The 23,810-nt window shown below is 72.2% G+C and carries 25 protein-coding genes; 17 read left to right on the top strand and 8 right to left on the bottom strand.

Annotation, left to right across the window (positions count from 1 at the left end; all coding sequences use genetic code 11):
- Positions 1-202: 202 nt before the first annotated feature.
- Both BBH68_RS04590 and BBH68_RS04585 read right to left on the bottom strand, forming a co-directional pair.
- Complete coding sequence (locus tag BBH68_RS04590) at positions 203-616, bottom strand: PIN domain nuclease (protein ID WP_065958961.1); 414 nt, start codon at positions 614-616, stop codon at positions 203-205.
- A complete protein-coding gene (locus BBH68_RS04585) occupies positions 613-870 on the bottom strand; it encodes a type II toxin-antitoxin system VapB family antitoxin (protein ID WP_065958960.1) in 258 nt (85 codons plus the stop codon). The genes BBH68_RS04590 and BBH68_RS04585 overlap by 4 nt, the downstream gene beginning before the upstream one ends.
- 185 nt (positions 871-1,055) lie before the next feature.
- On the opposite strand from BBH68_RS04585, the gene BBH68_RS04580 reads away from it, so the two are divergent.
- Entirely contained in the window at positions 1,056-1,697 is a 642-nt protein-coding gene (locus BBH68_RS04580; protein WP_065958985.1) for a superoxide dismutase, read from the top strand.
- Positions 1,698-1,742: 45 nt separating this feature from the next.
- Here BBH68_RS04580 and BBH68_RS04575 read toward each other — a convergent pair whose 3' ends face one another.
- From BBH68_RS04575 to BBH68_RS43955, 3 genes are all read right to left on the bottom strand, one after another.
- A complete protein-coding gene (locus tag BBH68_RS04575; RefSeq protein WP_425428771.1) occupies positions 1,743-3,221 on the bottom strand; it encodes an oxygenase MpaB family protein in 1,479 nt (492 codons plus the stop codon).
- Positions 3,218-3,961 (bottom strand): polyprenyl diphosphate synthase, encoded by a 744-nt coding sequence (uppS, locus tag BBH68_RS04570; RefSeq protein WP_281182462.1) that lies wholly within the window; start codon positions 3,959-3,961, stop codon positions 3,218-3,220. Before uppS ends, BBH68_RS04575 begins: the two co-directional genes overlap by 4 nt.
- 154 nt (positions 3,962-4,115) lie before the next feature.
- Positions 4,116-5,093 carry an AraC-like ligand-binding domain-containing protein gene (locus BBH68_RS43955; RefSeq protein WP_065958958.1) on the bottom strand — a complete coding sequence of 326 codons (978 nt, stop codon included), beginning with the start codon at positions 5,091-5,093 and terminating at the stop codon, positions 4,116-4,118.
- A gap of 183 nt (positions 5,094-5,276) precedes the next feature.
- On the opposite strand from BBH68_RS43955, the gene BBH68_RS04560 reads away from it, so the two are divergent.
- From BBH68_RS04560 to BBH68_RS04530, 7 genes are all read left to right on the top strand, one after another.
- On the top strand, positions 5,277-6,335 hold the full coding sequence (locus tag BBH68_RS04560) for a winged helix-turn-helix domain-containing protein (RefSeq protein WP_245737885.1): 1,059 nt from the start codon (positions 5,277-5,279) through the stop codon (positions 6,333-6,335).
- A gap of 97 nt (positions 6,336-6,432) precedes the next feature.
- Positions 6,433-7,947, top strand: a complete 1,515-nt coding sequence (locus tag BBH68_RS04555; RefSeq protein WP_065958957.1) for an FG-GAP and VCBS repeat-containing protein — start codon at positions 6,433-6,435, stop codon at positions 7,945-7,947.
- Positions 7,948-8,219: 272 nt separating this feature from the next.
- Positions 8,220-9,005, top strand: a complete 786-nt coding sequence (locus BBH68_RS04550) for an RNA ligase family protein (RefSeq protein WP_065958956.1) — start codon at positions 8,220-8,222, stop codon at positions 9,003-9,005.
- Positions 8,992-10,164 carry an AAA family ATPase gene (locus tag BBH68_RS04545; protein ID WP_211301807.1) on the top strand — a complete coding sequence of 391 codons (1,173 nt, stop codon included), beginning with the start codon at positions 8,992-8,994 and terminating at the stop codon, positions 10,162-10,164. Before BBH68_RS04550 ends, BBH68_RS04545 begins: the two co-directional genes overlap by 14 nt.
- Before the next feature lie 159 nt (positions 10,165-10,323).
- A complete protein-coding gene (trxA, locus tag BBH68_RS04540) occupies positions 10,324-10,734 on the top strand; it encodes a thioredoxin (protein WP_065958955.1) in 411 nt (136 codons plus the stop codon).
- Entirely contained in the window at positions 10,727-11,326 is a 600-nt protein-coding gene (locus tag BBH68_RS04535; protein ID WP_065958954.1) for a histidine phosphatase family protein, read from the top strand. The genes trxA and BBH68_RS04535 overlap by 8 nt, the downstream gene beginning before the upstream one ends.
- A gap of 55 nt (positions 11,327-11,381) precedes the next feature.
- Positions 11,382-11,807 (top strand): OsmC family peroxiredoxin, encoded by a 426-nt coding sequence (locus tag BBH68_RS04530; protein ID WP_065958953.1) that lies wholly within the window; start codon positions 11,382-11,384, stop codon positions 11,805-11,807.
- Here BBH68_RS04530 and BBH68_RS04525 read toward each other — a convergent pair.
- Entirely contained in the window at positions 11,782-12,396 is a 615-nt protein-coding gene (locus BBH68_RS04525) for a hypothetical protein (protein ID WP_065958952.1), read from the bottom strand. The genes BBH68_RS04530 and BBH68_RS04525 overlap by 26 nt on opposite strands.
- A 146-nt stretch (positions 12,397-12,542) precedes the next feature.
- Between BBH68_RS04525 and BBH68_RS04520 the strand changes: the two genes are divergently transcribed.
- The 3 genes from BBH68_RS04520 (at position 12,543) to BBH68_RS41775 (ending at position 15,173) form a co-directional block, all read left to right on the top strand.
- Positions 12,543-13,319: an IclR family transcriptional regulator gene (locus BBH68_RS04520; RefSeq protein WP_065958951.1), complete on the top strand. Its 777-nt coding sequence runs from the start codon at positions 12,543-12,545 to the stop codon at positions 13,317-13,319.
- On the top strand, positions 13,316-14,176 hold the full coding sequence (locus BBH68_RS04515; protein WP_065958950.1) for an SMP-30/gluconolactonase/LRE family protein: 861 nt from the start codon (positions 13,316-13,318) through the stop codon (positions 14,174-14,176). The genes BBH68_RS04520 and BBH68_RS04515 overlap by 4 nt, the downstream gene beginning before the upstream one ends.
- A gap of 193 nt (positions 14,177-14,369) precedes the next feature.
- Entirely contained in the window at positions 14,370-15,173 is an 804-nt protein-coding gene (locus tag BBH68_RS41775; protein ID WP_065958949.1) for an SCO2400 family protein, read from the top strand.
- 81 nt (positions 15,174-15,254) lie between these two features.
- On the opposite strand, the gene BBH68_RS04505 is transcribed toward BBH68_RS41775, so the two are convergent.
- On the bottom strand, positions 15,255-15,725 hold the full coding sequence (locus tag BBH68_RS04505) for a MarR family winged helix-turn-helix transcriptional regulator (RefSeq protein WP_079150795.1): 471 nt from the start codon (positions 15,723-15,725) through the stop codon (positions 15,255-15,257).
- Positions 15,726-15,807: 82 nt separating this feature from the next.
- On the opposite strand from BBH68_RS04505, the gene BBH68_RS04500 reads away from it, so the two are divergent.
- The 5 genes from BBH68_RS04500 (at position 15,808) to BBH68_RS04480 (ending at position 20,972) form a co-directional block, all read left to right on the top strand.
- A complete protein-coding gene (locus BBH68_RS04500) occupies positions 15,808-16,845 on the top strand; it encodes an NADP-dependent oxidoreductase (RefSeq protein WP_065958948.1) in 1,038 nt (345 codons plus the stop codon).
- A 139-nt stretch (positions 16,846-16,984) separates the two neighbouring features.
- Positions 16,985-17,440: a DUF5946 family protein gene (locus tag BBH68_RS04495; RefSeq protein ID WP_076970991.1), complete on the top strand. Its 456-nt coding sequence runs from the start codon at positions 16,985-16,987 to the stop codon at positions 17,438-17,440.
- Between the two features lie 348 nt (positions 17,441-17,788).
- Positions 17,789-19,126, top strand: coding sequence for an extracellular solute-binding protein (locus BBH68_RS04490; protein ID WP_065958946.1), 1,338 nt, complete (start codon positions 17,789-17,791; stop codon positions 19,124-19,126).
- Positions 19,123-20,085, top strand: a complete 963-nt coding sequence (locus BBH68_RS04485) for a carbohydrate ABC transporter permease (RefSeq protein WP_065958945.1) — start codon at positions 19,123-19,125, stop codon at positions 20,083-20,085. Before BBH68_RS04490 ends, BBH68_RS04485 begins: the two co-directional genes overlap by 4 nt.
- Positions 20,082-20,972 carry a carbohydrate ABC transporter permease gene (locus BBH68_RS04480; protein WP_065958944.1) on the top strand — a complete coding sequence of 297 codons (891 nt, stop codon included), beginning with the start codon at positions 20,082-20,084 and terminating at the stop codon, positions 20,970-20,972. Before BBH68_RS04485 ends, BBH68_RS04480 begins: the two co-directional genes overlap by 4 nt.
- A gap of 62 nt (positions 20,973-21,034) precedes the next feature.
- Here the strand turns inward: BBH68_RS04480 and BBH68_RS04475 are convergent, their stop codons facing one another.
- Positions 21,035-22,447 (bottom strand): glycoside hydrolase family 30 protein, encoded by a 1,413-nt coding sequence (locus BBH68_RS04475; RefSeq protein WP_065958943.1) that lies wholly within the window; start codon positions 22,445-22,447, stop codon positions 21,035-21,037.
- Positions 22,448-22,630: 183 nt separating this feature from the next.
- Here BBH68_RS04475 and BBH68_RS04470 point away from each other — a divergent pair, with 183 nt between their 5' ends.
- On the top strand, positions 22,631-23,647 hold the full coding sequence (locus BBH68_RS04470; protein WP_065958942.1) for an arabinan endo-1,5-alpha-L-arabinosidase: 1,017 nt from the start codon (positions 22,631-22,633) through the stop codon (positions 23,645-23,647).
- The last annotated feature ends 163 nt before the right edge of the window (positions 23,648-23,810 follow it).

The raw sequence follows: 23,810 nt of genomic DNA, 5'->3' as shown, positions 1-23,810 counted from the left end.
CGAGCTGAGCGCCGGGGAAACGGCCCGTACTGGAAACGTTCCAGTCCGCTGGCCGGGATGAGTCATGGCTAACCCCTTCTGACCTGCAAAAACGTCATGAACGGGCGTTGATCGGCAAGGGCCGCCAAGATCCTCAAAGGGCTCATAATCCGTCGGCCGTGGGTTCGAGTCCCACCCGCCCCACCAGATGAGTTGAGACCGGTCAGTCCTTGAGGTCGATCATCCGCGCTGGCTGTCCGGTCGCGCGGGCGATCGTCTCGAAGTCGCGGTCGTAGTGGAGCAGCGTCAGCCCCGCCTCTTCCGCCGCGGCGGCGACCAGCAGGTCGACGGGGCCTGCGCTGCGATGCTCGCCCTTGGCGGTGAGCAGTTCCTGGACGACGCGTGCGCGTCGGTAGATCCCGTCGGGCATGGGGCACCAGGTGTAGTGGGCGTTCAGGGTGCGCTTCACGCGTTCCCGGTCGGGCGCCGAGCGTGCGGAGTAGAGGACTTCCAGTTCTGTGATGTCGCACAGGGCGACGAGCCCCGCGCCGATCCTGTCGTCCCACTCGGCCGTCGTCCGGCCGAGGAGGACGCGGGCGACGGCGGAGGTGTCGATCAGGTAGTCCGCGACGGTCACTCATCCGCTCCCGCGTCGGGGGCACGGTCCGGCGCGGCGGTGGGCCGGTACTTGCTCTTGTCGAGGAGGAGGTCGAGGTCCAGGGCGCCCTCGGCAACCAGGTCGCGGGCTTCTTCCAGGGCGCGGAGTCGCCGGTAGCGGGCCGTGACCTCCCGCAGGGCGGTGTTGATGGTGTCGCGCTTGGTCGTGGTGCCGAGTTCCTTGGCGGCGGCCTCCAGTGCCTCGTCATCCAGGTCGATCACGGTACGGCTCATGGCGGCCCCCTTGTATATACGTCGCTGTATATCAATATACATGACTGGGTGTGCCTGGGGTTTCACCCCGAACGGCTCGGCCAGTGACCGCCGGGCCTAGGACCAACGCCTGATCCGCACCGCGCCGCTCTTGCTGCTAGCGTGCAGTTGCACATCAGTTGCAATTACTTCGGAGGATGCTGGACATGGCGGTTTACACGCTCCCGGAGCTCCCCTACGACTACGCGGCACTCGCCCCGGTCATCAGCCCCGAGATCATCGAGCTGCACCACGACAAGCACCACGCGGCCTACGTGAAGGGCGCGAACGACACGCTGGAGCAGCTCGCGGAGGCGCGGGACAAGGAGTCATGGGGGTCGATCAACGGCCTGGAGAAGAACCTGGCCTTCCACCTCTCCGGGCACATCCTGCACTCGATCTACTGGCACAACATGACCGGCGACGGCGGCGGCGAGCCGCTGGAGAAGGACGGCGTGGGGGAGCTGGCGGACGCGATCGCCGAGTCCTTCGGGTCGTTCGCCCGCTTCAAGGCGCAGCTGTCCAAGGCGTCGGCCACCACCCAGGGGTCGGGCTGGGGCGTGCTCGCCTATGAGCCGCTGAGTGGGCGGCTGGTCGTCGAGCAGGTCTACGACCACCAGGGCAACGTCGGCCAGGGCTCCACCCCCATCCTCGTCTTCGACGCCTGGGAGCACGCCTTCTACCTGCAGTACCGCAACCAGAAGGTCGACTTCATCGAGGCCATGTGGCAGGTCGTCAACTGGCAGGACGTGGCCAAGCGGTACGCCGCGGCCAAGGAGCGCGGCGACAGCCTGCTGCTCGCGCCGTAACGGCGCGGCGCGCACAGCGGTCCGGCCGGTCGCCAGGGGCGCGCATCATGCCTCGGCGAGCAGCGGGTCGTAGGGGCTCGACCTCTGCCGGCCCGACATGAAGGAGAGGAAGTCCCTGACGAACGCGGCGCGGGAGTAGCTCCCGTCGGTGTCGGCCACGTCCCGGTGGAAGCCGGTGCGGAACAGGGCCCGGTACTCGTCCGCGTCGATGGACTGGTTGCCGTCGGCGTCGGTGGCGTCGAAGAGGACTTCGGCGACTTTGATCAGCGCGGGTCCGGCGAGGGAGGGCACGGCCGCGGCGTACTCCTCCTTGCTGATGCGGCCGTCGCCATCGGTGTCGAGATCTGTCTGCAGCTCTTTCCACCACTCGGCGTAGGCGTTGTAGAGCCTGGTCTCCTGTGGTTCGTCCAGGTCGAGGCGGCCGGACAGCTCCCGGGCCATGGCGGCGAGGTCGGGCCAGTCCAGATAGCCGTCGCCGGTCTGGTCCAGCACGTCGCGGAAGAACTCCTCGGCGGTGCGCTGTGGCCCGGGCGCCTCGGCGGGGTCGGGCTGGGCGGGGAGGGGCGTGATCAGCCTGAGGAGGGCGCCGGCTCGCTTCATGCCGTCGCGCACCGCCGTGACCGTCCTGGCGCGGGGGTCTTCGCTGTCGGGAGCAACGAAGAGCAGGCTGACCAGGCCTTCGGCCTGGGTCCAGCTGTCCGGCAGGAAGCGTGCCAGGCCGATGGCCAGGTAGGCGCTCTGCGTGAGCGTCCGGGCGCCGGGGATGTCGGGCAGCCCCGCCCGGCGGCGGAAGGATTCCGGGAGGGACGACACGGTGATGGCGCCGACGAGGGGGCCGGCGAGGGCCCGGCCGGCCGCCCACACGGTGGGCAGGCCATCCAGCACCGGGGGCGCCGGGAGGTGGTCGAAGAGCTTGTAGAGGATGATGCGGAGCGCCTCGGTGTTCTCCAGTTCCTCTTCGACCACGCGGTCGTAGTACGGCCAGAATTCCTGGAGGGTGGCCGGCAGCCGGCCGTCTTCCCCGTCCATGACCGCGAGGTACGCCTGGAACTCGGCGTAAAGGCGCTCCATGGTGCGCTGTTCGAGCGGCTGGCCGCTGAGCCGGCACATGGTGACGGTGCTTTCGAACAGGGTCGCCACGACCCAGGCCCGGACGTGGGGGTCCATGGCGTCGTAGGGCCGCTGGTGGGCGTCGGTGCCGTTGAGCCGCGAGTGCAGTCGGTTCAGCCGCGCCGCCTCCCGCTGACGTACCTGGTCGTCGGCGCCGAACATCCGCTGCAGGCTCAGGAAGGTGTTGCGCAGCCGCCGCCAGGGGTGGACCACGAACGTCGAGCTTTCCATCAGAGCGGCCCCGACCTGCGGATGGGCGGCCTCCAGCACGGTCGCCCGCACCATGGCCAGCGCCCAGCGCGGATCGTTGAAGAACTGGTGGAATTGCGACCCCGGGCCGAACAGGGGAGCGTCGCCGTCCACGGGGTGCTCCTGGGCGGTGGCGTCGGGGTGGCTGCCGGTGGTGTCGGTCACGGCCGGGTTTCTCCATTCGCGTTCGGTGTGACGCCGCCGAAGCGGCGGTCGCGTTGCTGGAAGGTGCGCAGGCATTCCACGAAGTGCGTCGCCCGGAAGTCGGGCCAGAGCACGGGCGGGAAGACCCATTCGGCATAGGCGACCTGCCAGAGCATGAAATTGGAGATGCGCTGTTCGCCGGACGTGCGGATGACGAGATCCACGTCGGGTGTGTCGGGAAAGGGGAGATGGGCGGCGAAGTTCTCCTCGTCGACGGCGTCGGCGGACACGCCGCTGCGGATGAGCGACCGCGCTGCCTCGACGATGTCCCCACGCCCGCCGTGATCGAACGCCACGGTCAATGTCATGCCTCGATTGGCGCCGGTCAGCGTCATCAGGTCGGCGAAGTCCCGGGCCAGCGGCGCCGGGACCCTGGAGTCCGTCACGCCGAGGAACCGGCAGCGTATTCGCCGGGCATGCAGCAGCGGGGCGTGTTTGCGCACCGCGTGCCGCACCAACCGCATGAGGAAATCCACCTCGCCGGCCGGGCGGCGCCAGTTCTCGGTGGAGAAGGCGTACAGACTCAGCCACTCCACCCCCGCCGTCCGGGCCGCCTCGATGACGTCGATCACCGTCGCTTCCGCCGCACGATGGCCGGACGTACGCGGCAGCGACCTGCTCGCCGCCCATCTGCCGTTACCGTCCATCACGCACGCGACGTGACGCGGCACGCTCCTGTGGGGCACCCCTGTTGTCGTCACAGCACGAAACCCCTCCCCATGCCGCAATAGGCAGCAGAGTGCCGGGGCCGTGCCGGGAAGGGAACAAGACGGCGCGCGCATTCACCCGTACGGGTGGCGGCGCCCCGGCCGCCGCGACCGCCTTGTCAGCGGCCCTCAGCGGCCCTCAGCGGTCTCAGTGGCCCGCAGTGCGGTGCCGGCGGTATTCGCTCGGGGGCACGCCGTAGGCGGCGCGGAAGGCGCGGGTGAAGTCTGCGGGGCGGGAGAACCCCCACCGCGCGGCGACGGCCTGGATCGGGCGGGCGGCGAGGCGGGGGTCGGCCAGGTCGCGGCGGCAGCTCTCGAGGCGCTGGAGCCGGATCCAGGCGGCCACGGTCAGGCCGTGCCGCTGGAAGAGACGGTGCAGGGAGCGGGTGGAGATGTGGTGGGCCGCGGCGACGGCGTCCGGGGTGAGGCCCGGGTCGTGGAGGTGGCCCCGGATGAAGTCCTGGACCTGGAGGAGCAGGGAGCGCTCCCGGCTCTCCGGCGGCAGGGCGGAGAGGGCGTCGAGCCGCTGGGCGATGGTGTGGGAGAGCAGATCGATCAAGGTGGTGGCCAGCCGGGGCGCGTCCTGGGGGCCGAACTGCTGCGGATTGCGGGCGATGTGCGTGAGGAACTGGACGAGCAGCGCCGCGAATCCCTCGCCGCCGGGTATGCGGGTGCCCGCGATCCGGTCCACCTGCTCCCCGGTCAGCGGAAGGGCCGCCCGGGGCAGATGCAGCAATAACTGGCGGACTGGTGCCGCGCCCTCGGGGCCGGCCCAGCCGTCGAACGGCTCCGACGAGCTGTACACCGCCAGATCCCCGGAGCCGAGCAGGGCCTGCCTCCCGAGGTGCGACAAGCCCATGTTCCCGGAGAGCGTGAGCGACAGCTGCACATAGCCGGGGTCGGCGCGCTGGATCAGCCGTGGGGTCCGGGCCACGGTCAGCATGGGGTAGGCCATGTCGGAGACCTGGACGTCGCCCAGGTTCAGGACCCGGGCCGAGGCCTCGAAGTCCGCCGCCCGGTCGCTGCCCATGGCGGTCGGGATCAGCGTGGAAGCCGTCATGTCGTGCCACCAGCCGAACCGTTCTTCCGGCGTCAGCCACGCCGTCGTCATGGTCGCGATGTCCATGATGTCCCCTCGACACGGTGTTTCGTCACTGTCCGGTCCTGTATCACGTTCCGGGCCTGTGGACCCAAGAGGTCCTGTAGACACAAGAAGCGCTTTCCGGGACGCCCGGTTGCGCGGCGGTGCCCCCGGCCACTCTCGGGGCTTTCGCAGCGCCTCTCGACCTCATTCGGTCTGGACCGAATGATGGGGACCGTGGTCTACCGCATTCACTTCACGGTCGAGGACCTCGCGCGCACCCGGGTCGCCCCGGTCCCGCCGCCGCTCATGGAGCTGAGCTCCTCGGTACGGACCCTGCAGACGGGCGGCCATCCGGTGCGCTTCGGAGCCTGGAGAAGCCGTGCCCGCGCCCGGCTGCGGCCCGACGCGCGCATGGTCATGGACCTGATTCCGCCCCGCGGCTGGGCGCCCACCTTTCTGGCCCCGGCCGAAGCCGGCGGCGTGCGGGAGTTACTGGAGCGGGTGCGTGGCACGCCCCGCTCCCGGATCCGCCGGGACCTGGCGCATGTGGCCGAGTGGCACCCGCTGCCGCCGTGGACGCGGGGCCTTGCCGACGACCCCGATCTGCTGCGGCGGCTGTGCGACAGCCTGGACCACGCCTTCGACGTCCTGCTGGCCCCGTCCTGGGAGCGGATCGCCAGTGCCACGGCGGCCGACCGGGCGGTGCGCGTGCGGCAGGCGCTCGACGGCGGCATCGAGGGGCTGCTCGCCGGGCTGCTCCCGTCGCGCATCCGCTGGAACCCACCCGTCCTGGAGCTCGCGATGCTCAGCGGTTTCGACGGCGACCTGCACCTCGAGGGCCGCGGACCGCTGCTCGTCCCCTCCGTCTTCGGACCGAACGCCCCCAGCATCGACATCGACGCCCAGCCCCAGCCCGTGCTGAGGTACCCCCTCGGCGGCGCGGGATCCTCCGACTCGCCACCGCTGTTCCCCTCCGGAGGACGGTCAGAAGGGCGGTCAGAAGGGCGGTCAGGAGGACGGGCAGGAGGACGGTCGGCGCTGTCGGCCCTGCTGGGCCCGACCCGCGCCGCCGTGCTGCGGGCCATCGCGGAGCACCCCGGCTGCTCGACCAAGGAACTCGCCGCCCGCACCGGCATCGCGAGCTCGAGCGCCAGCGAACACACCACCGTCCTGCGCTCGGCTGGCCTGATCCGCACCGTACGGCACCGCAACACGGCGCTCCACAGCCCCACCGCCGTCGGCATCTCCCTCCTCGACGCCCCGGACGCACCCGAGCCCGGCTGAGCCCCGGCAGGGCCCGGCAGAGCCCGGTGGGAACCGCGCCGTGCCGCGGTGAGTCCATGATCCGGGAACCATCCGTCCGACGTCATGAGGTACCGCCGTGCGTCCGATCGCCCCCGCCGCCGCCGCGACCGTCTGCGCCGCCGTGCTCCTGTCCGGCTGCGCGGACGCCGGGGATCAGGGGGAGGGCGACGGGTCGAGACGGGGGAAGGCGGCCACCAGGAGTCTGGTCGCCAAGTCCTCGGGGGACTTCAACGGCGACGGGTACGACGACTTCGCCACCCTCGTGCACCCGCCGACCAAGTCCGGCAGCCCGCAGAGCCCCGGCCTGGCCGTCGTCTACGGCTCGGCCCGCGGGCTCGACCCGGGCAAGCGCCTCGTCCTCGACGAGCGGTCGGACCACCGCCAGTACGAGGGGCCGCTGCTGCGCGCCGACCTCGACGGCGACGGATACACCGACCTGGTGACGGCGCGCCTCACCTTCGGGAAGGCGGGGGCCCCGACCCCCGAGACGGTCGTGCTGCGCGGCGGTCGGCAGGGGCTGGCGCGGCCCAGGACGCTGTCCGTGGCCGGTGTGGAGGCCAAGGCCGTCGGGGACTTCGACGGGGACGGGGCGGCGGACCTGCTCGTGCCGGGGCGCGACGGGGACGACCAGGCCGGGCCCGGGAAGGGGCGGGTGCTGTACGGGCCGTTCGGCGACGGCGGCCGCACCCCCGCCCGTACCGCGGACTTCGTCGCCGACCAGCACGGCTACGCGGCCCCGGCGAGCGCCACCACCGGGGACTTCGACGGCGACCGGCGGACCGATGTGGTGCTGACGTACTCGTACGACGCCGAGCAGGACGACACCGCCCCGCCGGACCTCACCCCGGTCGCCTACTACCGGGGCGGCGCGCGGGGCCTGGTGCGGCACCAGCGGCCCGAGAAGCACCTCGCCGCGCTCCTCGGCACCCAGGACGGCCCGACCCTGCCCGGGGCCGGGGACGCCGACCACGACGGGATCGACGACCTGCTGGCGCCCGGCGAGGGCAGCGGGCAGGGGCACCCCGACCGGTCGGGCCGGCTCACCGTCGTCCATGGGTCGAAGTCGGGGCTGGGCGAGGGCCGCGAGGACCTGTCGGTCGACCAGGCGAGCCCCGGCGTGCCGGGCGACCCGCAGTTCAACGACTGGTTCGGCGCCCTCCCGGCGGTCGGCGACGTCAACGACGACGGAAGCCCCGACCTGGTCGTGTCCAGCCCCGGCGAGGACCGCTACAAGGGCCGCGTCACGCTGCTCCCCGGGTCCCCGGGGGGCGGTAGCGATGGGGGCGGCGAGGGCGACGGGGGCGGCGAGTACGACCCCGCGCGCGGCAAGGCGGAGGGGGACAGCGGGGAGCGGGCCATCGACCTGGACACCCCGGGCGTGCCCGGCTCCCGCGACGCGCGCGGCTTCCGCGGCTTCGACTCGCGGCCCCCGCTGCTGGACGTCGACGGCGACGGACACGCCGACCTGATCGCCGCCACGCCCGGCGACGCGTACGGCGGGACGCAGAGCTTCTGGGTCTTCCGGGGGTCGGACGACGGCCTCTCGACGGACGATGTCCACCGCTTCACGGCCGCCGACCTGGGCCTGTGACGGAACGCCCGGGACAGCGAGCCTGTGACGGAACGCCGGTGACCGTGCCCCCGTGACTGAGCGAGGGGCGTTGTCAGCCCCCCGCCCTACCGTGGAACGCGTCCTATCCACGCTGCGGGCTGCGCGTGACTCGGACGCGAGAAGGCCGGGCCCTACAGCGCGGGTCCGGCCTTCGCCGGCACCAGCCGGCACCACCGGGCACGAGGGGCCCCGGCCCGGGCTCCCGCGAAACCTCGTTGCCCGTCCGCCGCGTACGGCATAGAAAGAACCCCGTGATCCGCAAGTACCCGAGGACCCCCCATCTGCAGGGCTCCCGACTCCAGCCCGGCGACGAGGACCTCGCCGCCGTCCCCTTCGCGGAGATCGCGGGCCGTCACCTCGTCGTCGAGGAGAAGCTCGACGGGGCCAACGCGGCGATCAGCTTCACGCCGGAGGGGGAGCTGCGGCTGCAGAGCCGCGGCCACTTCCTCACCGGGGGGCCCAGGGAGCGTCACTTCTCGCCGTTCAAGGCGTGGGCGGCGCTGGTCCGGGACCTGCTGTGGCCGCGCCTGGGGAGCCGGTACGTGCTGTACGGGGAGTGGCTGTACGCCAAGCACACCGTGTACTACGACGCGCTGCCGCACTACTTCTGCGAGTTCGACGTGCTGGACCGCGACGAGGGCGTCTTCCTGTCCACCGTCCGGCGGGGCGAGCTGCTGGAAGGGCTTCCGGTGCACTCGGTGCCCGTGCTCCACACCGGCCCGCTGACCGGCCTGGGCGCGCTGACCGCGCTCGTCGGCCCCTCGACCTGCCGTACGGAGGACTGGCGGGCGGCGCTGCGGGAGACGGCCGGGGCGGGCGGGCTCGACCCCGACCGGGTGGCCGCGGAGACCGACGCCTCGGACTTCATGGAGGGCCTGTACGTGAAGGTCGAGGAGGACGGGGTGGTGACCGGCCGCTACAAGTGGGTGCGGGCCGGCTTCCTCACCAGCGTGCTGGACTCCGGCACCCACTGGCTGGACCGCCCGATCGTGCCCAACCGGCTCCGGGACCCGGCGGTGATGTATGCGCGCGCTTGAGGAGCGGGACACGCCCGAAGCGCTGTCCGGTGCGTTTCGGGAGCTGCTGGAGCTGTGCCCCGCGCCGCCGGACTGGACGGTCCCCTGGGAGCGGATCGTTGCGGCGTACCCGTGGATCCGCCGCCTGGAGGGCGTACCGCAGGACGCCGTCCACCACGGCGAGGGCGATGTGGCCACCCACACCCGCATGGCCGCCGAGGCGCTCGCGGCGCTGCCCGAGTGGCGGGCCAGGCCCGCGGCCGGGCGGGCGCCGCTGTTCGCCGCCGTGCTGCTGCACGACGCGGCGAAGCCGGACTGCACCGCCACCGGCCCCGACGGGCGGATCACCGCCCGCGGCCACTCCCGGCGCGGGGACCTGATCGCCCGCAGGGTGCTGTGGGAGCTGGGCGCGCCCATCGCCTGGCGCGAGCACGTCGCCGCCCTGGTCAGGCACCACCAGGTGCCGTTCTGGGCGCTGGAGCGCCCGGACCTGGAGCGCATCGCCTTCCGGGCCTCCCTGCTGGCGAGCAACGACGACCTGGCGGTGCTGGCGAAGGCCGACATCCTCGGCCGGATCTGCGGCGACACGGACGCCCTGCTGGAGAACGTCGAGCTGTACCGCGAGTACTGCGCCGAGCAGGCCTGCCTGACCGCGCCCCGCCGGTTCCCCTCCGACCACGCCCGCTTCCTGTACTTCCGCACCCCCGGCCGGGACCCGGACTACGCCGCCTACGACGACACCCGGATGACGGTGACCGTCCTGTCGGGGCTGCCCGGGGTGGGCAAGGACCACTGGATCCGCGAGCACCGCCCCGGCCTGCCGGTCGTCAGCCTGGACGCGCTCCGCGCCGAGCTGGGCGTGGACCCGGCCGGCGACCAGGCGCCGGTGGTGGCGGCCGCGCGGGAGGCGGCCCGGGGGCATCTGCGGGCCGGCGAGCCGTTCGTGTGGAACGCCACCAACGTCTCGCGGCGGCTGCGCGAGCAGTGCGTGGGCCTGGTGGCGGCGTACGGCGGGCGGCTCGACATGGTGGCGCTGGAGGCGCCGCCCGCGGTCCTGCGCGCCCGCAACGCGGCCCGGCCCCGGCCCGTGCCGGAGGCGGTCGTCGACCGGCTGATCCGCCGCTGGGAGACCCCCGACCCCACCGAGGCACACAGCGTGACCTGGATCGACACCTCCTGACCTGCCCCGCCTGCCCGTGCGACGTGCCCTCGCGGCCCCTGTGACCTGCGGTGCGGCCCGGTCAGGAATACCCCCCGCGGTGGCCTGGTTGACGCGGCCGGACCCGCCACACCGACAGCGCGGGGGCCACCCGACAGCAGGGAAGCAGGTAACGCCGGCATGAGTACGGTAGAACTCACCAAGGACAACTTCGACGAGATCGTCTCGGGAAGCGACTTCGTCCTGATCGACTTCTGGGCCTCCTGGTGCGGACCGTGCCGGATGTTCGCTCCCGTCTACGAGCGGGCCGCGGAGAAGCACCAGGACCTGGTCTTCGCCAAGGTCGACACCGAGGCCCAGCCCGAACTCGCCGCCGCGTTCGACATCCAGTCCATTCCGACGCTGATGATCGTGCGCGAGAACATCGCCGTCTTCGCCCAGCCCGGCGCCCTCCCCGAGCCGGCCCTGGAGGACATCATCGGCCAGGCCCGCGGCCTCGACATGGACGCGGTCCGCGCCTCCGTCGCCGAGGCGCAGGACAAGGCAGCGGCGGAGGCGGGCGAGGCGGGAGCGCCGGGCAGCCATGGGTGAGTTGCTCCTGATCCGCCACGGCGAGACCGAGTGGAGCCGGTCGGGCCGGCACACCAGCTGGACCGACCTGCCGCTCACGCCCCGCGGAGAGGACCAGGCCCGCGCGCTGCGCCCGCTGCTCGCCGAGCGCAAGATCGCGCTGGCCCTGGTGAGCCCGATGAGCCGGGCCGTGCACACGGCGCGGCTCGCGGGCATCGACGGGGCGCGGATCGAGCCGGGCCTGGGGGAGTGGGACTACGGCGGCTACGAAGGCATCACCACCGACGAGATCCACCGCACCCGGCCCGACTGGAACCTGTGGACCGACGGGGGCGCCCCGGGCGACGCCGAGCATCCGGGCGAGAGCCCCGAGCAGATCGGGGCCCGCGTCGACCGAGTGCTGGCCGGCCTGGAGCCCGAGCTGAGCGCCGACCGCGGCGATGTGGTGCTCGTCGCGCACGGGCACGTCCTGCGCGTCCTCACCGCCCGCCGCCTCGGGCTGCCGCCGTCCGCCGGAGCGCTCTTCCGCCTCGACACGGCGACCGTCAGCCGGCTCGGCACCGAGCACGGCCGGCCGGCCGTCGTCGCGTGGAACGTGGGCCCGGCGTCGTAGGCTCTGAGGCGATCACCGGCAGGTGCTCTCACCAGCTCACAGAAGGCAGGGAAGCATGGCTACGACGCGCACCGCGCACACCGTCTGGCACGGCAGTCTGACCGAGGGCAAGGGGGCGGTGACCTTCGACTCCTCCGGGATCGGCGAGCAGCCGGTCTCCTGGCCCTCCCGGGCCGAGCAGGCGAACGGCAAGACCAGCCCCGAGGAGCTGATCGCGGCCGCGCACTCCAGCTGCTTCTCGATGGCGCTGTCGCACGGCCTCACCCAGGCCGGGAACCCGCCCACGCAGCTCACCACGCAGGCCGACGTCACCTTCCAGCCGGGCACCGGCATCACCGGCATCCACCTGACCGTGGAGGGCACGGTGGAGGGCATCGACGAGGCCGCGTTCGTCGCGGCGGCCGAGGACGCCAAGAAGAACTGCCCGGTGAGCCAGGCGCTCGCCGGTACGGAGATCACTCTCTCGGCGAAGCTGGCCTGACGGCGTCCACGCGCTGCAGCAGACCCCAGGTGAACTCCGCCACGCAGTGGTGGGGTTCACCCTCCCCGTCCGGCGCGGTGAAGGCGAGCCGCCAGCGGGTGGGGGCCGAGCCCTCCATCGGCCGGGCGGGCGCGAAGGCCCGCGCCACCTCGTCCACCGTGCAGGACCAGGGCGCCAGGTCCTCGACCGTACGCAGCGGGGGCCCGGCGGCGCCGGGCGCCCGCACCAGCCACTCGTTCCACACCCCGCCGCCCGGGGCGGTCAGCACCTCGAACCGCAGCCCCGGCCACAGCGGCACCGGCCAGCTCAGCGCCTCGCAGGTCAGATCGCCGATCCGGCGGGGGGCGGCCGTCTCGGGCGCGCCCAGCACGGAGCGGTAGTGGCCGACCGCGGACCTGCGCCGGGGCGAGCGCCGCATGGCCTGCCAGCGGCGGTTCGCCTCGCGCATCACGGAGCGGCTGAAGCCCAGCTCCCGCAGCGCCTCCTCGACCAGGTCCGGGTGGTAGTCGGCCATTCTCCGCAGCAGCACCAGCACGAAGGGGAAGGGGGCGGGGAAGGAGTCGGCCGAGGGGTCGAGCGCGGAGTTCATGGCCCCATCGTGGCGCACCCGGGGCCCCCAGGCGCCCGGCCATTGCCTGGAGAAGTCACCTCTGCGTAATCTGTTCGCGATACCGGCCGATGGCCGTAATCTCGAACAGACGGTGCCAACTGGACCAGAAGGGGTGGGCGAGCGACATGGGACGCTTGGTGCCCGCGGTGACCCGGGCCCTGGACATACTCGAGCTCTTTCTCGACGGGGACGGCACGCTCTCCGCACCCGAGATCACCCGCAAGCTCGGGCTGCCCCGGACGACGGTCCATGAGCTGGTGACCACCCTGGCCGCTCGCTCCTACCTGGTGCAAGTGCCCGACCAGCCAGGACGCTACCGGCTCGGCGTGCGCCCGTACCAACTGGGCAGCCGCTACGCCGAGCAGCTCGACCTGGCCGCCGAGGGCCGGCAGGTGGCCCGCAGCGTCGCCGAGACCTGCGACGAGACCGTCCACGTCGCCATCCTGGAGGGCGCGGACGTCATCTACATCGCCAAGGTCGACTCCACCCACGCCGTCCGCATGGTCTCCGCCGCCGGCCGCCGGCTGCCCGCCCACTGCACCTCGGTCGGCAAGATGCTCCTCGCCTCCCTCTCCGAGGAGGCACTGGCCGCCCGCATCCCGGAGGACCGGCCGCTGACCGCGATGACGGACAACAGCATCACCTCCCCCCAGGAGCTGCGCCGCCATCTCGCGGAGATCCGCGAGCGCGGCATCGCCGTCGAGCAGCGCGAGTCGAACCCGGACGTGAGCTGTGTGGCGGCCCCGGTGCGGGACTCGGCGGGCAAGGTGGTGGCCGCGCTGTCGATCTCGGTGCCGATGATCCGCTGGAGCGAGGAGCGGCAGCAGGAGCTGGCGGAGCTGGCCGCCAAGGGCGCGGGCGAGCTGTCGGCCCGCCTGGGACACCGGAGGCGCGGCGCATGAGCGGCAACGGCCACGGCCTGGAGGTGGCGGTCCGGGCGACCGCCGAGCTGGGCGAGGGCCCGACCTGGGACGCCGCGGCGAAGCGGCTGATCTGGGTGGACATCCTCTCCTCCCGCGTCCACACCTGGGACCCCGCCACCGGCCGGCGCACGGTCCTGGTCACCGAGCAGCACGTCGGCGCGGCCAAGCCCCGGGCCGGCGGCGGCCTCGCGGTCAACCTCCGCGACGGCGTCGGGCTGTACGGGGCCGACGGCGGGTTCTCCTGGCTGGTCCACGAGGCGGTCCCCGGCCGCCGCGGCAATGACGCGGCCGTGGCGCCGGACGGCTCGCTGTGGGCGGGCACCATGCGCTACGACGAGGCCACGGGCGGCGGCACGCTGTCCCGTATCGCCCCGGACGGCTCCCGTACGGAGATCCTGCCGGACGTCACGGTCAGCAACGGCATCGGCTGGAGCCCGGACGGCCGTCTCATGTACTACGCCGACACCCCGACCCGCCGGATCGACGTCTTCGACGTGGCGGGCGCGGAGGTCACCGGCCGCCGCCCCTTCGCGCGGATCGAGGACGGCGCGGGCTTCCCCGACGGGCTGTGCGTGGACGCCGACGGCGGCGTGTGGGTCGCGCTGTGGGACGGCGGAGCGGTCCGCCGGTATGCCCCCAACGGCTCGCTCGACCGGGTGGTGGAGCTGCCGGTGCGCCGCCCGACCGCGTGCGCCTTCGGCGGCCCGGACCTGACCGACCTGTACGTGACCTCCGCGCGGGTCGGGCTCGGCCCCGCCGAACAGCCGCTCGCCGGGTCGGTGCTGGTGCTCGCGGGGGCGGGGCAGGGGCTGGCGCAACCGGCGTTCGCGGGCTGAGGCGTCCGCGGGCTGAGGCGTTCGCGGGCCGAGGTTTCGCGGTTGAGGCGTTCCCGGACTGAGGTGGTCGCGGGCCGAGGCGGACAATTTCGGCCAAGCGACGGTCCGTTCGGCGAGAAATCGATCCTTGCACAGGATCCTCACAATCTGCGGTTTCTCGACTACCCGGGGGTCACATAACCTGCCCGGCGACATGGATTACTGCCCTTCCTGCCGCCGCCACCTCAACGGCGCTGTCATCTGCCCGGGTTGTGGTGCGTACGCGGGGGAGTACGCCTACCCCGCGCCCGAAGGCGCCCCCTTCGACGCTGAAGCGGATGACGAGCCGTCCCCCGCTGCCGAGGCCGAGGCGGCCTCGACGCGCGCGGAGGCCCCCGAGGCGGCCTCGACGCGCGCGGACCGGCGCAAGGCGGCCCGCGGGAAGCCCAGACCCCGCGGCATCATCGGCGGGCGGGCGCGCCGGGCGCGCCGCGGGCGGCGGCGCCGGGTGACGATCATGGCGGCGGTGCTCGGCCCCCTGCTGGCCGGGCTGTTCGTGGCGGAGATCGCCACCGAGGGCGGCATCTTCCACGAGTCCTCGTCCTCGTCCGGCCCCGACACCTCGCAGGTGGACCGCGGCCCGGGCGCCGGGGGCTCCAGCGGGCCGAGCGCGCGGGAGAGCGGGGCACCGGGCGCCGGCCCCTCGGCCGGCGCGGACGGGGCGAGCGCGGACGAGGACGGGGGCGCGGACGGGGACGCCGCAGGCAAGGACGGCGAGAAGTCCGAGGACGGCGAGAAGTCCGAGGACGGCGAGTCGCCCGGCCCCGACGCCCCCTCCTCGGCCGGTGGCTCCGGCGGCCCCTCCGCCACGCCCGCCGCCACGGGCGGCGGCGGAGGGGGCGGCTCCACACAGGACCCGACCTCGCCGTCCGACCCCGGCCCCACCACCGCGGCGCCGACCACCCCCGCGCCCACGCCCACGGGGAGCTGCGACCGCTTCCTGTGGTGGTGCACGTAGGGCCGGTGGCGCGCCCGGGGGGCCGGCCGGGGTCGGGGTCGGGCTCGCGTCAGAGCCGGATCGGCTCGCCTTCCGACCGCGTCAGACCGCCGGCAGCTCGTCGTCCGGCCCCACCATCAGCTTGAGCAGGTCGCGCAGCACCGTGCGCTCCCGCTCCGACAGCCCGGCCAGCGGGGCGCGCGCGAAGCCGAGCGAGCCGCGCAGCCGGTCGGCGGTCTCCTTGCCCCGGTCGGTCGCGGCGGCGAGCTTGACGCGGCGGTCGGCCGGGTCGAGCCGGCGCTCGGCGAGGCCGCGGGTCTCCAGGCGGTCGATGATCCCCGTCACGTTCGACGGCTCGCACTTCAACTGCTGGGCGATGCGGCGCATGGGCGTCGGGCCCCGGGACAGCAGCCCGAGCACCCGCGCCTGCGCGCCGGTGAGGGAGTGCTTCGCGGCGGCCTGCTCGTATTCCTCGTGATAGCGCGCGACGATGGTGCCGATGAGCTCGACGACTTCGAGCGTCAGCGGATCAGGAGGTTCGTTGCTGGAGGTCATGGGGTCCAGAATACCCATTTATTTGACACCATGAAATATCCAGCACCATCATTGTTTCACTACCTGAAACATCCCGAAACATCTGAGGAGGCTCACCCCCATGACCGCCACCACCCCCACCTCCGGGATACCCGCCACCGGCCGTGAATGGCACCTCGTCGCCCGCCCCGAAGGGTGGCCGAAGCCGGAGGACTTCGCGCTGCGCGAGGTGCCCGTCGGCGAGCCGGGCCCCGGCCAGGTGCTGGTCCGCAACCTGTACATGTCGGTGGACCCGTACATGCGCGGCCGGATGAACGACGTGAAGTCGTACCTCCCGCCCTTCAAGCTCGACCACCCGATGAACGGCGGCGCCGTGGGCCAGGTCATCGCCTCGAACGCGGAGGGCGTCGCCGTCGGCGACCACGTCCTGCACTTCGCCGGCTGGCGCGAGTACGCGACGATGGACGCCGAGCACGCGGTCGCGGTGGACCCGGCCGCCGCCCCGCTCTCCGCGTACCTCGGCGTCCTCGGCATGACCGGGCTGACCGCGTACGCGGGCCTGCTCGAGGTCGCCTCCTTCAAGGAGGGCGACGTGGTCTTCGTCTCCGGCGCGGCGGGCGCGGTCGGCAGCGAGGTCGGCCAGATCGCCAAGCTCAAGGGCGCCTCGCGGGTCATCGGCAGCGCGGGCTCGGACGAGAAGGTCCGGCTGCTGACCCAGGAGTACGGCTTCGACGCGGCGTTCAACTACAAGGAGGGCCCGGTCGCCGAGCAGCTCAAGGAGGCCGCGCCCGACGGCATCGACGTCTACTTCGACAACGTCGGCGGCGAACACCTCGAGGCCGCCATCGGCCGCATGAACGTGCACGGACGCATCACCGTCTGCGGCATGATCGCCCAGTACAACGCGACCGAGCCGCCCGCCGCCCCGCGCAACCTCGCCCTCGTCATCGGCAAGCGGCTGCGTATCCAGGGCATGCTCGTCCAGGACCACCAGCACCTCCAGCAGCGGTTCGTCGAGGAGGTCGGCGGCTGGCTGCGCGAGGGCAAGCTGCACTACCGGGAGACGGTGGTCAAGGGCATCGACAGCGCGGTGGACGCGTTCCTGGGCATGCTGCGCGGCGAGAACATCGGCAAGATGATCGTCGCGCTGAACGACTGACGGTCTCCGGGCGGCCCTGCGCCTTCGGCGTACAGCGGCCGGCCGCAGGAAGGGGGTGGGGGCACCGGAGGCATCGTCGCCGTCCTGCCCAAGCCGCTGCGGCCGGCCTCGCTGTACTTCGGAGGATCGAGGAGAAGGCATGAAACCCTGCCCGGAGTGCGGTGCACCGATGGATCCGCGATCCTGTGACGAGCTGTTCCACGCCTTGCTCGCTCTGGACCATTCACGTCAGGAACCGTGGGGGCCGCTTCACGGTGTCTCGGTCTCCTGCTTCCTGCTTCAGCACCCCAGTCGGGTTCCCGCCGACGACGGCGCGATGGCGTGGGCGCTCCTGCGTGCGTACCTCGAAGGCGGCCTCGGCGAAGTGAACCGGCTCGTCGGTCGGGCTCGTCGTGGCAACTCCCATCGTGTGAAGGGGGAGCCTTCACGAGTGTCCCGGGACGCGGCCTTGCCGCACCGGGACGCGCTGCGATCCCGTTTCTCCGTCACGATCAAGGACGTCGCCGTCGACGGGACGTTCCCTGCCGTGGAGTTCACGCAGCGCGTCGAGGCTTGGGCTGCGGCGACGGTCGAGGCGTGGAGCTGCGAGACGTGACCGGAAAGACCGTGGCCCGCCGAAGAGCGGGCCCACGGCATTCACAGTGCGCGCCCTGCGGACGCGCGTTGTAGTCGATCTTGAGATGGCCGAAGCCGCCCCCGCCGCGTCGTCCCGCGGGTGCGGACGGTCCCGTCCCCCCAGTTCGTACATCCGTTGCCCCGCCTCACTCGCACGAAGAGAGACCGGTGACGGTAAGCGCTTGCTGAGTCGTGGGTCAAGAGGTGGGGCGAGTCCTGCGCAAAGCGTTGACGTGCACTCCACGGCGGCTTATCTTCCGTCCGAAGTTACGAGCGGCATTCGAAATCACGAACAAACGCTGCTCTGGTGCAGCAGGAATGAGCCGCAATGCAACGATCCTCCCCGAGCCGCCGCAGCGTGCTCACCGGTCTCGGCGCCCTCGCCGCCGCCGGCGCCCTGGGCGCGGGCGCCACCGCCTGTGCCGCGCCCTCGTCGGTCGCCGAGGGCAAGACCCGGCTGCGCTACTGGCACCTCTTCGGCGGCGGCGACGGCGTCAACATGCGGGCGATGCTGGACGCCTACAGCGCGTCCCATCCCTCGATCGGCCTGGAAGCCGCCACCCTCCAGTGGGGCTCGCCGTACTACACCAAGCTCGGCATGGCGGGCGCGGGCGGCCGGGCCCCCGAGGTCGCGGCGCTGCACCTGGCCAGGCTCGCGGGCTTCGCGCCCGGCCGCCTCCTCGACGCCTTCGACCTCGACCTGCTCGCCGAACACGGCGTGACCCCCGCCGACTTCCCCGAGGGCATCTGGAAGCGCGGCGCGGTGGAGGGCAAGCAGTACGCCATCCCGCTCGACACCCACCCCATGGTGCTCTTCTACAACACCGAGGTGTGCGAGAAGGCCGGGCTGCTCGGCTCCGACGGCAAGCTGGCGCCGATCCACGGCGCCGAGGAGTTCACCGCCGCCCTGCGCGCCGCCAAGAAGGCCACCGGGCAGCCGGGCATGGTCACCGAGACCATCGGCGGCGACGTCATCGGCCCCTGGCGGGTGTTCTCCACCTTCTACTCCCAGACCGGCGGGAAGGTGCTGTCCGCCGACGGCCGCCGCCTCGCCCTCGACGACGCCAAGGCGCTGAAGGTGCTCCGGTACATGCGCATGCTCGTCGACGAGGGGCTGTGCGTCCGCCGGGTCGACTACCCGGGCTCCGTCGGCGTCTTCAACGGCGGCAGGACCGCCTTCTACCTCAACGGGGAATGGGAGGTCAGCTCCTTCCGCACCACCAAGCTGCCGTTCTCCATGACCCGGGTGCCGGCCCTCTTCGGCCGCCCCACCGCCCAGGCCGACTGCCACTCCTTCGTGCTGCCCCACCAGAACGACCGGGGCGGCGCCACCAACGAAGCGGCCCATGAGTTCGTGGCCTGGATGCTCAAGCACACCGTCGAGTGGGCCAAGGGCGGCCATGTGCCGGCCTATCTGCCGACGCTGAAGAACCCCGCCTACCTCAAGCTCCAGCCGCAGTCCGAATACCGCTCGGTCGTCAACGACGTGGCGCTCGACGAACCCGCCTGGTTCACCGGCTCCGCCTCCCTCATGTGGATCGCGCTCGGCTCGGTGTTCTCCGGGGTGTTCACCGGCTCCCGTACGCCCGAGGGCGCCCTGAAGGAGGCCAAGTCCCGGCTGCGCGAACTCCTCGACACCCCCAACCCCTTCGGAGGTGCGAAATGAGCGCGCCGACCGTGACCGCGCCCCCGCCCGACTCGTCCCGGGCCACCGCGGCCACCACCCCGCCCGGGACCGTGCGCCGCCACTGGACCGAACACGGGCTGGTGTTCGTCGGGCCCTTCCTCGTCGTCTACGCTCTCTTCCTCCTCTGGCCGCTGCTGTACGGCGTCAAGATGAGCCTCGGCGACGACAACATCACCGGCACCGACGGCCACTTCATCGGCCTCGACAACTACGCCGAGGCCCTGCGGGACCCCGATGTGTGGTCCTCGCTGTGGAACACCGTCTGGTTCACCGTCCTGTCCACCGTCCCCCTCGTCCTCGTCGGCCTGGGCCTGGCGCTGCTCGCCCACCATCTGCGGGTGGTCCAGTGGCTGTGGCGGCTGAGCTGGTTCGCGCCCTTCCTGCTGCCGTCCGGTGTCGTCGGGCTGCTCTTCCTGTGGGTGATCTACCCCTCCGACTTCGGCTTCGCCGACCAGGCGCTGGCCTCCCTCGGCCTGCACCCCGGCATCGGCTGGCTCACCGACGAGCGCTACGCCATGCTGTCGATCGTCCTGACCACCGTGTGGTGGACCGTCGGCTTCAACTTCCTGCTGTACCTGGCCGCGCTCCAGGCCATCCCGCAGCACCTCTACGAGGCGGCGGAGCTGGACGGCGCGGGCGCCTGGGCCCGGCTGCGGAACATCACCCTGCCGATGCTGCGGCGGACCACGGGCGTCGTGGTCATCCTCCAGATCCTCGCCTCGCTGAAGATCTTCGATCAGGTCTACATCATGACCGGAGGCGGCCCCGACGACGCCACCCGGCCGATCCTCCAGTACGTCTACCAGTCCGGCTTCACCGGCTACCGGATCGGCTACGCCTCCGCCGTCTCGTACCTCTTCTTCGCCCTGATCGTGATCGTCTCCCTGGTCCATCTGCGGCTGACCCGCCGCGCGAGTGAGGAGGGCGCGCGGTCATGAGCGCGGAGACAGCCGTGAAAGACCTGACACAGGTGAAAGCGGGCGCCGACGCGGGCCGCAGGGTCCGCTGGTCCCCGGGCCGGATCGGCATGCTGCTGGTCGCGCTCGCGCTGGTGGCGGTGTGGCTGGTGCCGCTGGCGTGGGCGGTGGCCACCTCCCTCAAGCCGGAGGGCGAGACCACCACCACACCGCTGAAGTGGATCGGCTCGACGATCACCTTCGACGCCTACCGCGAGGTGTGGAAGTCCGGCGACATCGGACAGTGGATGTTCAACTCCGCCTACATCTCGATCATGACGACCCTGCTGACCGTGGTGCTGTGCGCGATGGCCGCGTACGGCTTCTCGCGCACCGAGTTCCGCGGCCGCAAGGCGCTCTACGGGCTGGTCCTGGCCGGGATCATGGTGCCGCCGCAGGTGCTGATGGCCCCGCTGTTCGCGGAGATGGTCTCCATGGGCCTCGTGGACACCTACTGGGGGGTGATCCTGCCGCAGGTCGCCGTGCCCGCGATGGTGTTCATCCTGGTGAAGTTCTTCGACGGGGTGCCGCGCGAGCTGGAGGAGGCCGCGTTCGTGGACGGGGCGGGGCGGTGGCGGGTCTTCTGGACCGTCGTGATGCCGCTGTCCCGGCCGGTGCTCGCGGCCGTGGCGATCTTCACCTTCATCTCCACGTGGAACAACTTCCTGTGGCCGTTCCTGGTCACGACCGATCCCAACGGGATGACCCTGCCGGTGGGGCTGGTCAACGTCCAGTCCTCGTACGGGCTGCGCTACGCCCAGATGATGGCCTCGGTCGTGATCGCGGGGCTGCCGCTGCTGGTGGTCTTCGCGCTCTTCCAGCGCCAGATCGTGCGCGGTGTGGCCCACACGGGACTGGCCGGCCAGTGAGGATCCCCCCACGGGGCGGGGAGCCTGGTGCGCCCGGCCGGGCGCACCAGGCCCGCCGCCGGTCACCTCCCCAGCACCACCGTGGTCAGCGACCGCGCGGGCAGCTCCACGCCCAGCCCGCCGCCGCGCACCCGCGCCGTCGCGACCCGGCTCAGCGAGTGGGTCTCGTCCGTGCGGTACACCGAGCCGCGCCCGGAGGCGCCCGGGCCGCCGCCGAGGGCGTACTGGGCCCGCACCGGCTGCTCACCGGTGTTGAGGATCTCCAGCACCCGCGACCCGTCCCGGTTGCGGAAAGCCGTGATCCTGACGCCCTCCGTCCCGGAGGACGCGGCCACCCGCACCGCCCCCGGCCGGATGAACCTGCTGTACGCGGCGAGCGCCCACAGCCGCTTGGAGACGTGGTAGTCCGCCCCGTCCAGCTGGATCAGCCCCCGCGTGGCCCCGACGGACGCCCCGAACCAGTACACGTACGCGCTGGCGCGGGCGTCCGCGAGGGTGGTGTGGATGGCCTCCGCGACCGCCAGGCCGTCATAGCCGGAGCGGTCGTCCCACGCCTCGTTCCACGTCGGTCCGTTGGGGCTCCACTCGGACATCCAGGTGCGGCGCGCGGTCGGCAGCGGCTGGTCGGAGGGGGCGACGTACGGGTGGCCGGTGTGCACGGCGACATACGCCGCGGCCCGCGGGTCCTTCTCGATCGCCGCGCTGAACTCCGCCTGCTCGTCCCACCCGGCGGCGTCGCAGCACACCAGGCTGATCCCGGCGCGGCGCACGGCCGGCCCGAGCGCCTTGACCGTCTCCACCGCCTGCTCGGGCGTGAACCGCATGGAGGCGTACGAGGTGGACAGGTCCGGCTCGTTGGTGAAGCCGAGGTCGGTGACGCGGATGCCCTCCTGGCGGTAGAACCGCGCGTACTGGACCAGGTAGTCGGCGTAGGCCCGCCGCCACTCGGGCCTCAGCGTCCCGCCGTTCGCGTCCGTGCCGTTGGTCTTCATATAGCCGGGGGCGCTCCAGGCGTCGGCGTAGAAGCGCTTCACGCCGTACGCCTTCGCCTCCTTCGCCAGCCACACCTGGCCGCCGTCGTCGCCGTCCCACTGGTAGCGGGGCGTGGCGTCGGGCCCGCCCGGGTCGGTCGGCTGGATCGACTTCATGTGGTCGTACACCTCGTCCGAGGAAGAGCCGATGCCCAGCCGCAGAATGCTCAGCCCGGCCCCGGACGTCCGGTCCAGCAGCAGATCCAGGACCTCCCGCTGGTGTTCGGGGGTCAGCCCCCGCGCGCCGTGCATCAGGTCGGCGCGCTGGAAGGCCTCGGAGAAGCCGAAGCCGTCGATGGGCTGGAGGCGGTGGCCGAAGTCCACCCGGCCGGAGGCCCGCGCCGGGGCGCCGTCGCCGGCACGGGCTTTCGGCACGGTCGCCGCCGTCCCCAGGAGGGCGACGGCCAGTGCGCCCGTCACAGCGGCGCGCATCACCTTGATCACGAGAGCGTCCCTTCCTCTGCCACCGAAAACTTCCGGAACGTCACCGAAACGTCCGGGGGAAAGTAGAGGCAGCTGATGGGCGAGTCAATCCCCCGGGAGAGGGGAGGTGTTGAGGCCAGTCGGCGCGGTCTGTCGCGCCAAGTGTTTCGGAGGGGCACCGAAAACATTCTGAAGGAGAGCCGAATGATCCACCTCAAGTCGAGGCGTGCCGGGGCCGCGCGTGCCGCCACCGGCCGGTCCGGGGCCCGGCGACTCGCCGCCCTCGCGGCCGCCACGGCCCTCGCGCTGCTGCCGACGAGCGCCTCCGCCTACCCCAACCCGGGGCGGGTGACGGGCGACATCGTCGTCCACGACCCCACCATGATCCGCGCCACCGACGGCACCTACCTGCTCTACGCCACCCACGGCGGCCTCGAGGCCCGCACCTCCACCGACCGGATCGCCTTCAGCCGCTCGGGGAACGCCTTCAACACCCCGCCGTCGTGGTGGAAGAACTACTCCTCGAGCAACGACCCCTGGGCGCCCGACATCTCGTACCAGGGCGGCAAGTACCTGATGTACTACGCCGTCTCGTCCTTCGGGTCGAGCAACTCGGCGATCGGGTTCGCGACCTCGCCGAGCGGCAAGGCGGGCACCTGGACCGACCAGGGCATCGTGCACGCCACGACCGGCAGCAGCGACTACAACGCCATCGACCCCAACCTCTTCGTCGACGGCGACGGCACGTGGTGGCTGTCCTTCGGCTCGTGGTGGTCGGGGCTGAAGATGATCCGCCTCGACCCCTCCACGGGCAAGCAGTACGCGGGCGACCGGACCGTCTACTCCATCGCCTCCCGGCCCACCGGTACCAAGGCCGTCGAGGCGCCCACGGTCGTCAAGCGCAACGGGTACTACTACCTGTTCGCCTCGTACGACACCTGCTGCGCGGGCGCCGGCTCCACGTACAAGATCAAGGTCGGCCGCGCCACCAGGCCCACCGGGCCGTACCTGGACAAGAACGGGGTCACCATGATGAACAACGGCGGCTCGGTGGTGCTGGAGTCCCACGGCCGCTACATCGGCCCCGGCGGGCAGTCCGTCATGAGCGACGTGGACGGCGACCTGCTCGTCTACCACTACTACGACGGCCAGGACAGCGGCACCCCGAAGCTCGGCGTCAACCTGCTGAGCTGGAGCGGCGGTTGGCCCACCGCGTACTGATACGTCCTGACCTGACATGAACCTGACGCCAGGACCGGGTGTACCGGCGGCGCATCCGGAGAACGACTGATCTACGCCCGTAGCGTCCCGCTCCCGCCCGCGCCCCCACCGGCGGCGCCGGCCGGGGGCGGGGGCGCCGCGGCCCCCACCCTCCCCGAGAGAA

Source organism: Streptomyces sparsogenes (assembly GCF_001704635.1).
Classification (GTDB): domain Bacteria; phylum Actinomycetota; class Actinomycetes; order Streptomycetales; family Streptomycetaceae; genus Streptomyces; species Streptomyces sparsogenes.
The sequence above is the reverse complement of the archived record's forward strand: the minus strand, read 5'-3'. Positions and strand labels throughout refer to the sequence as shown.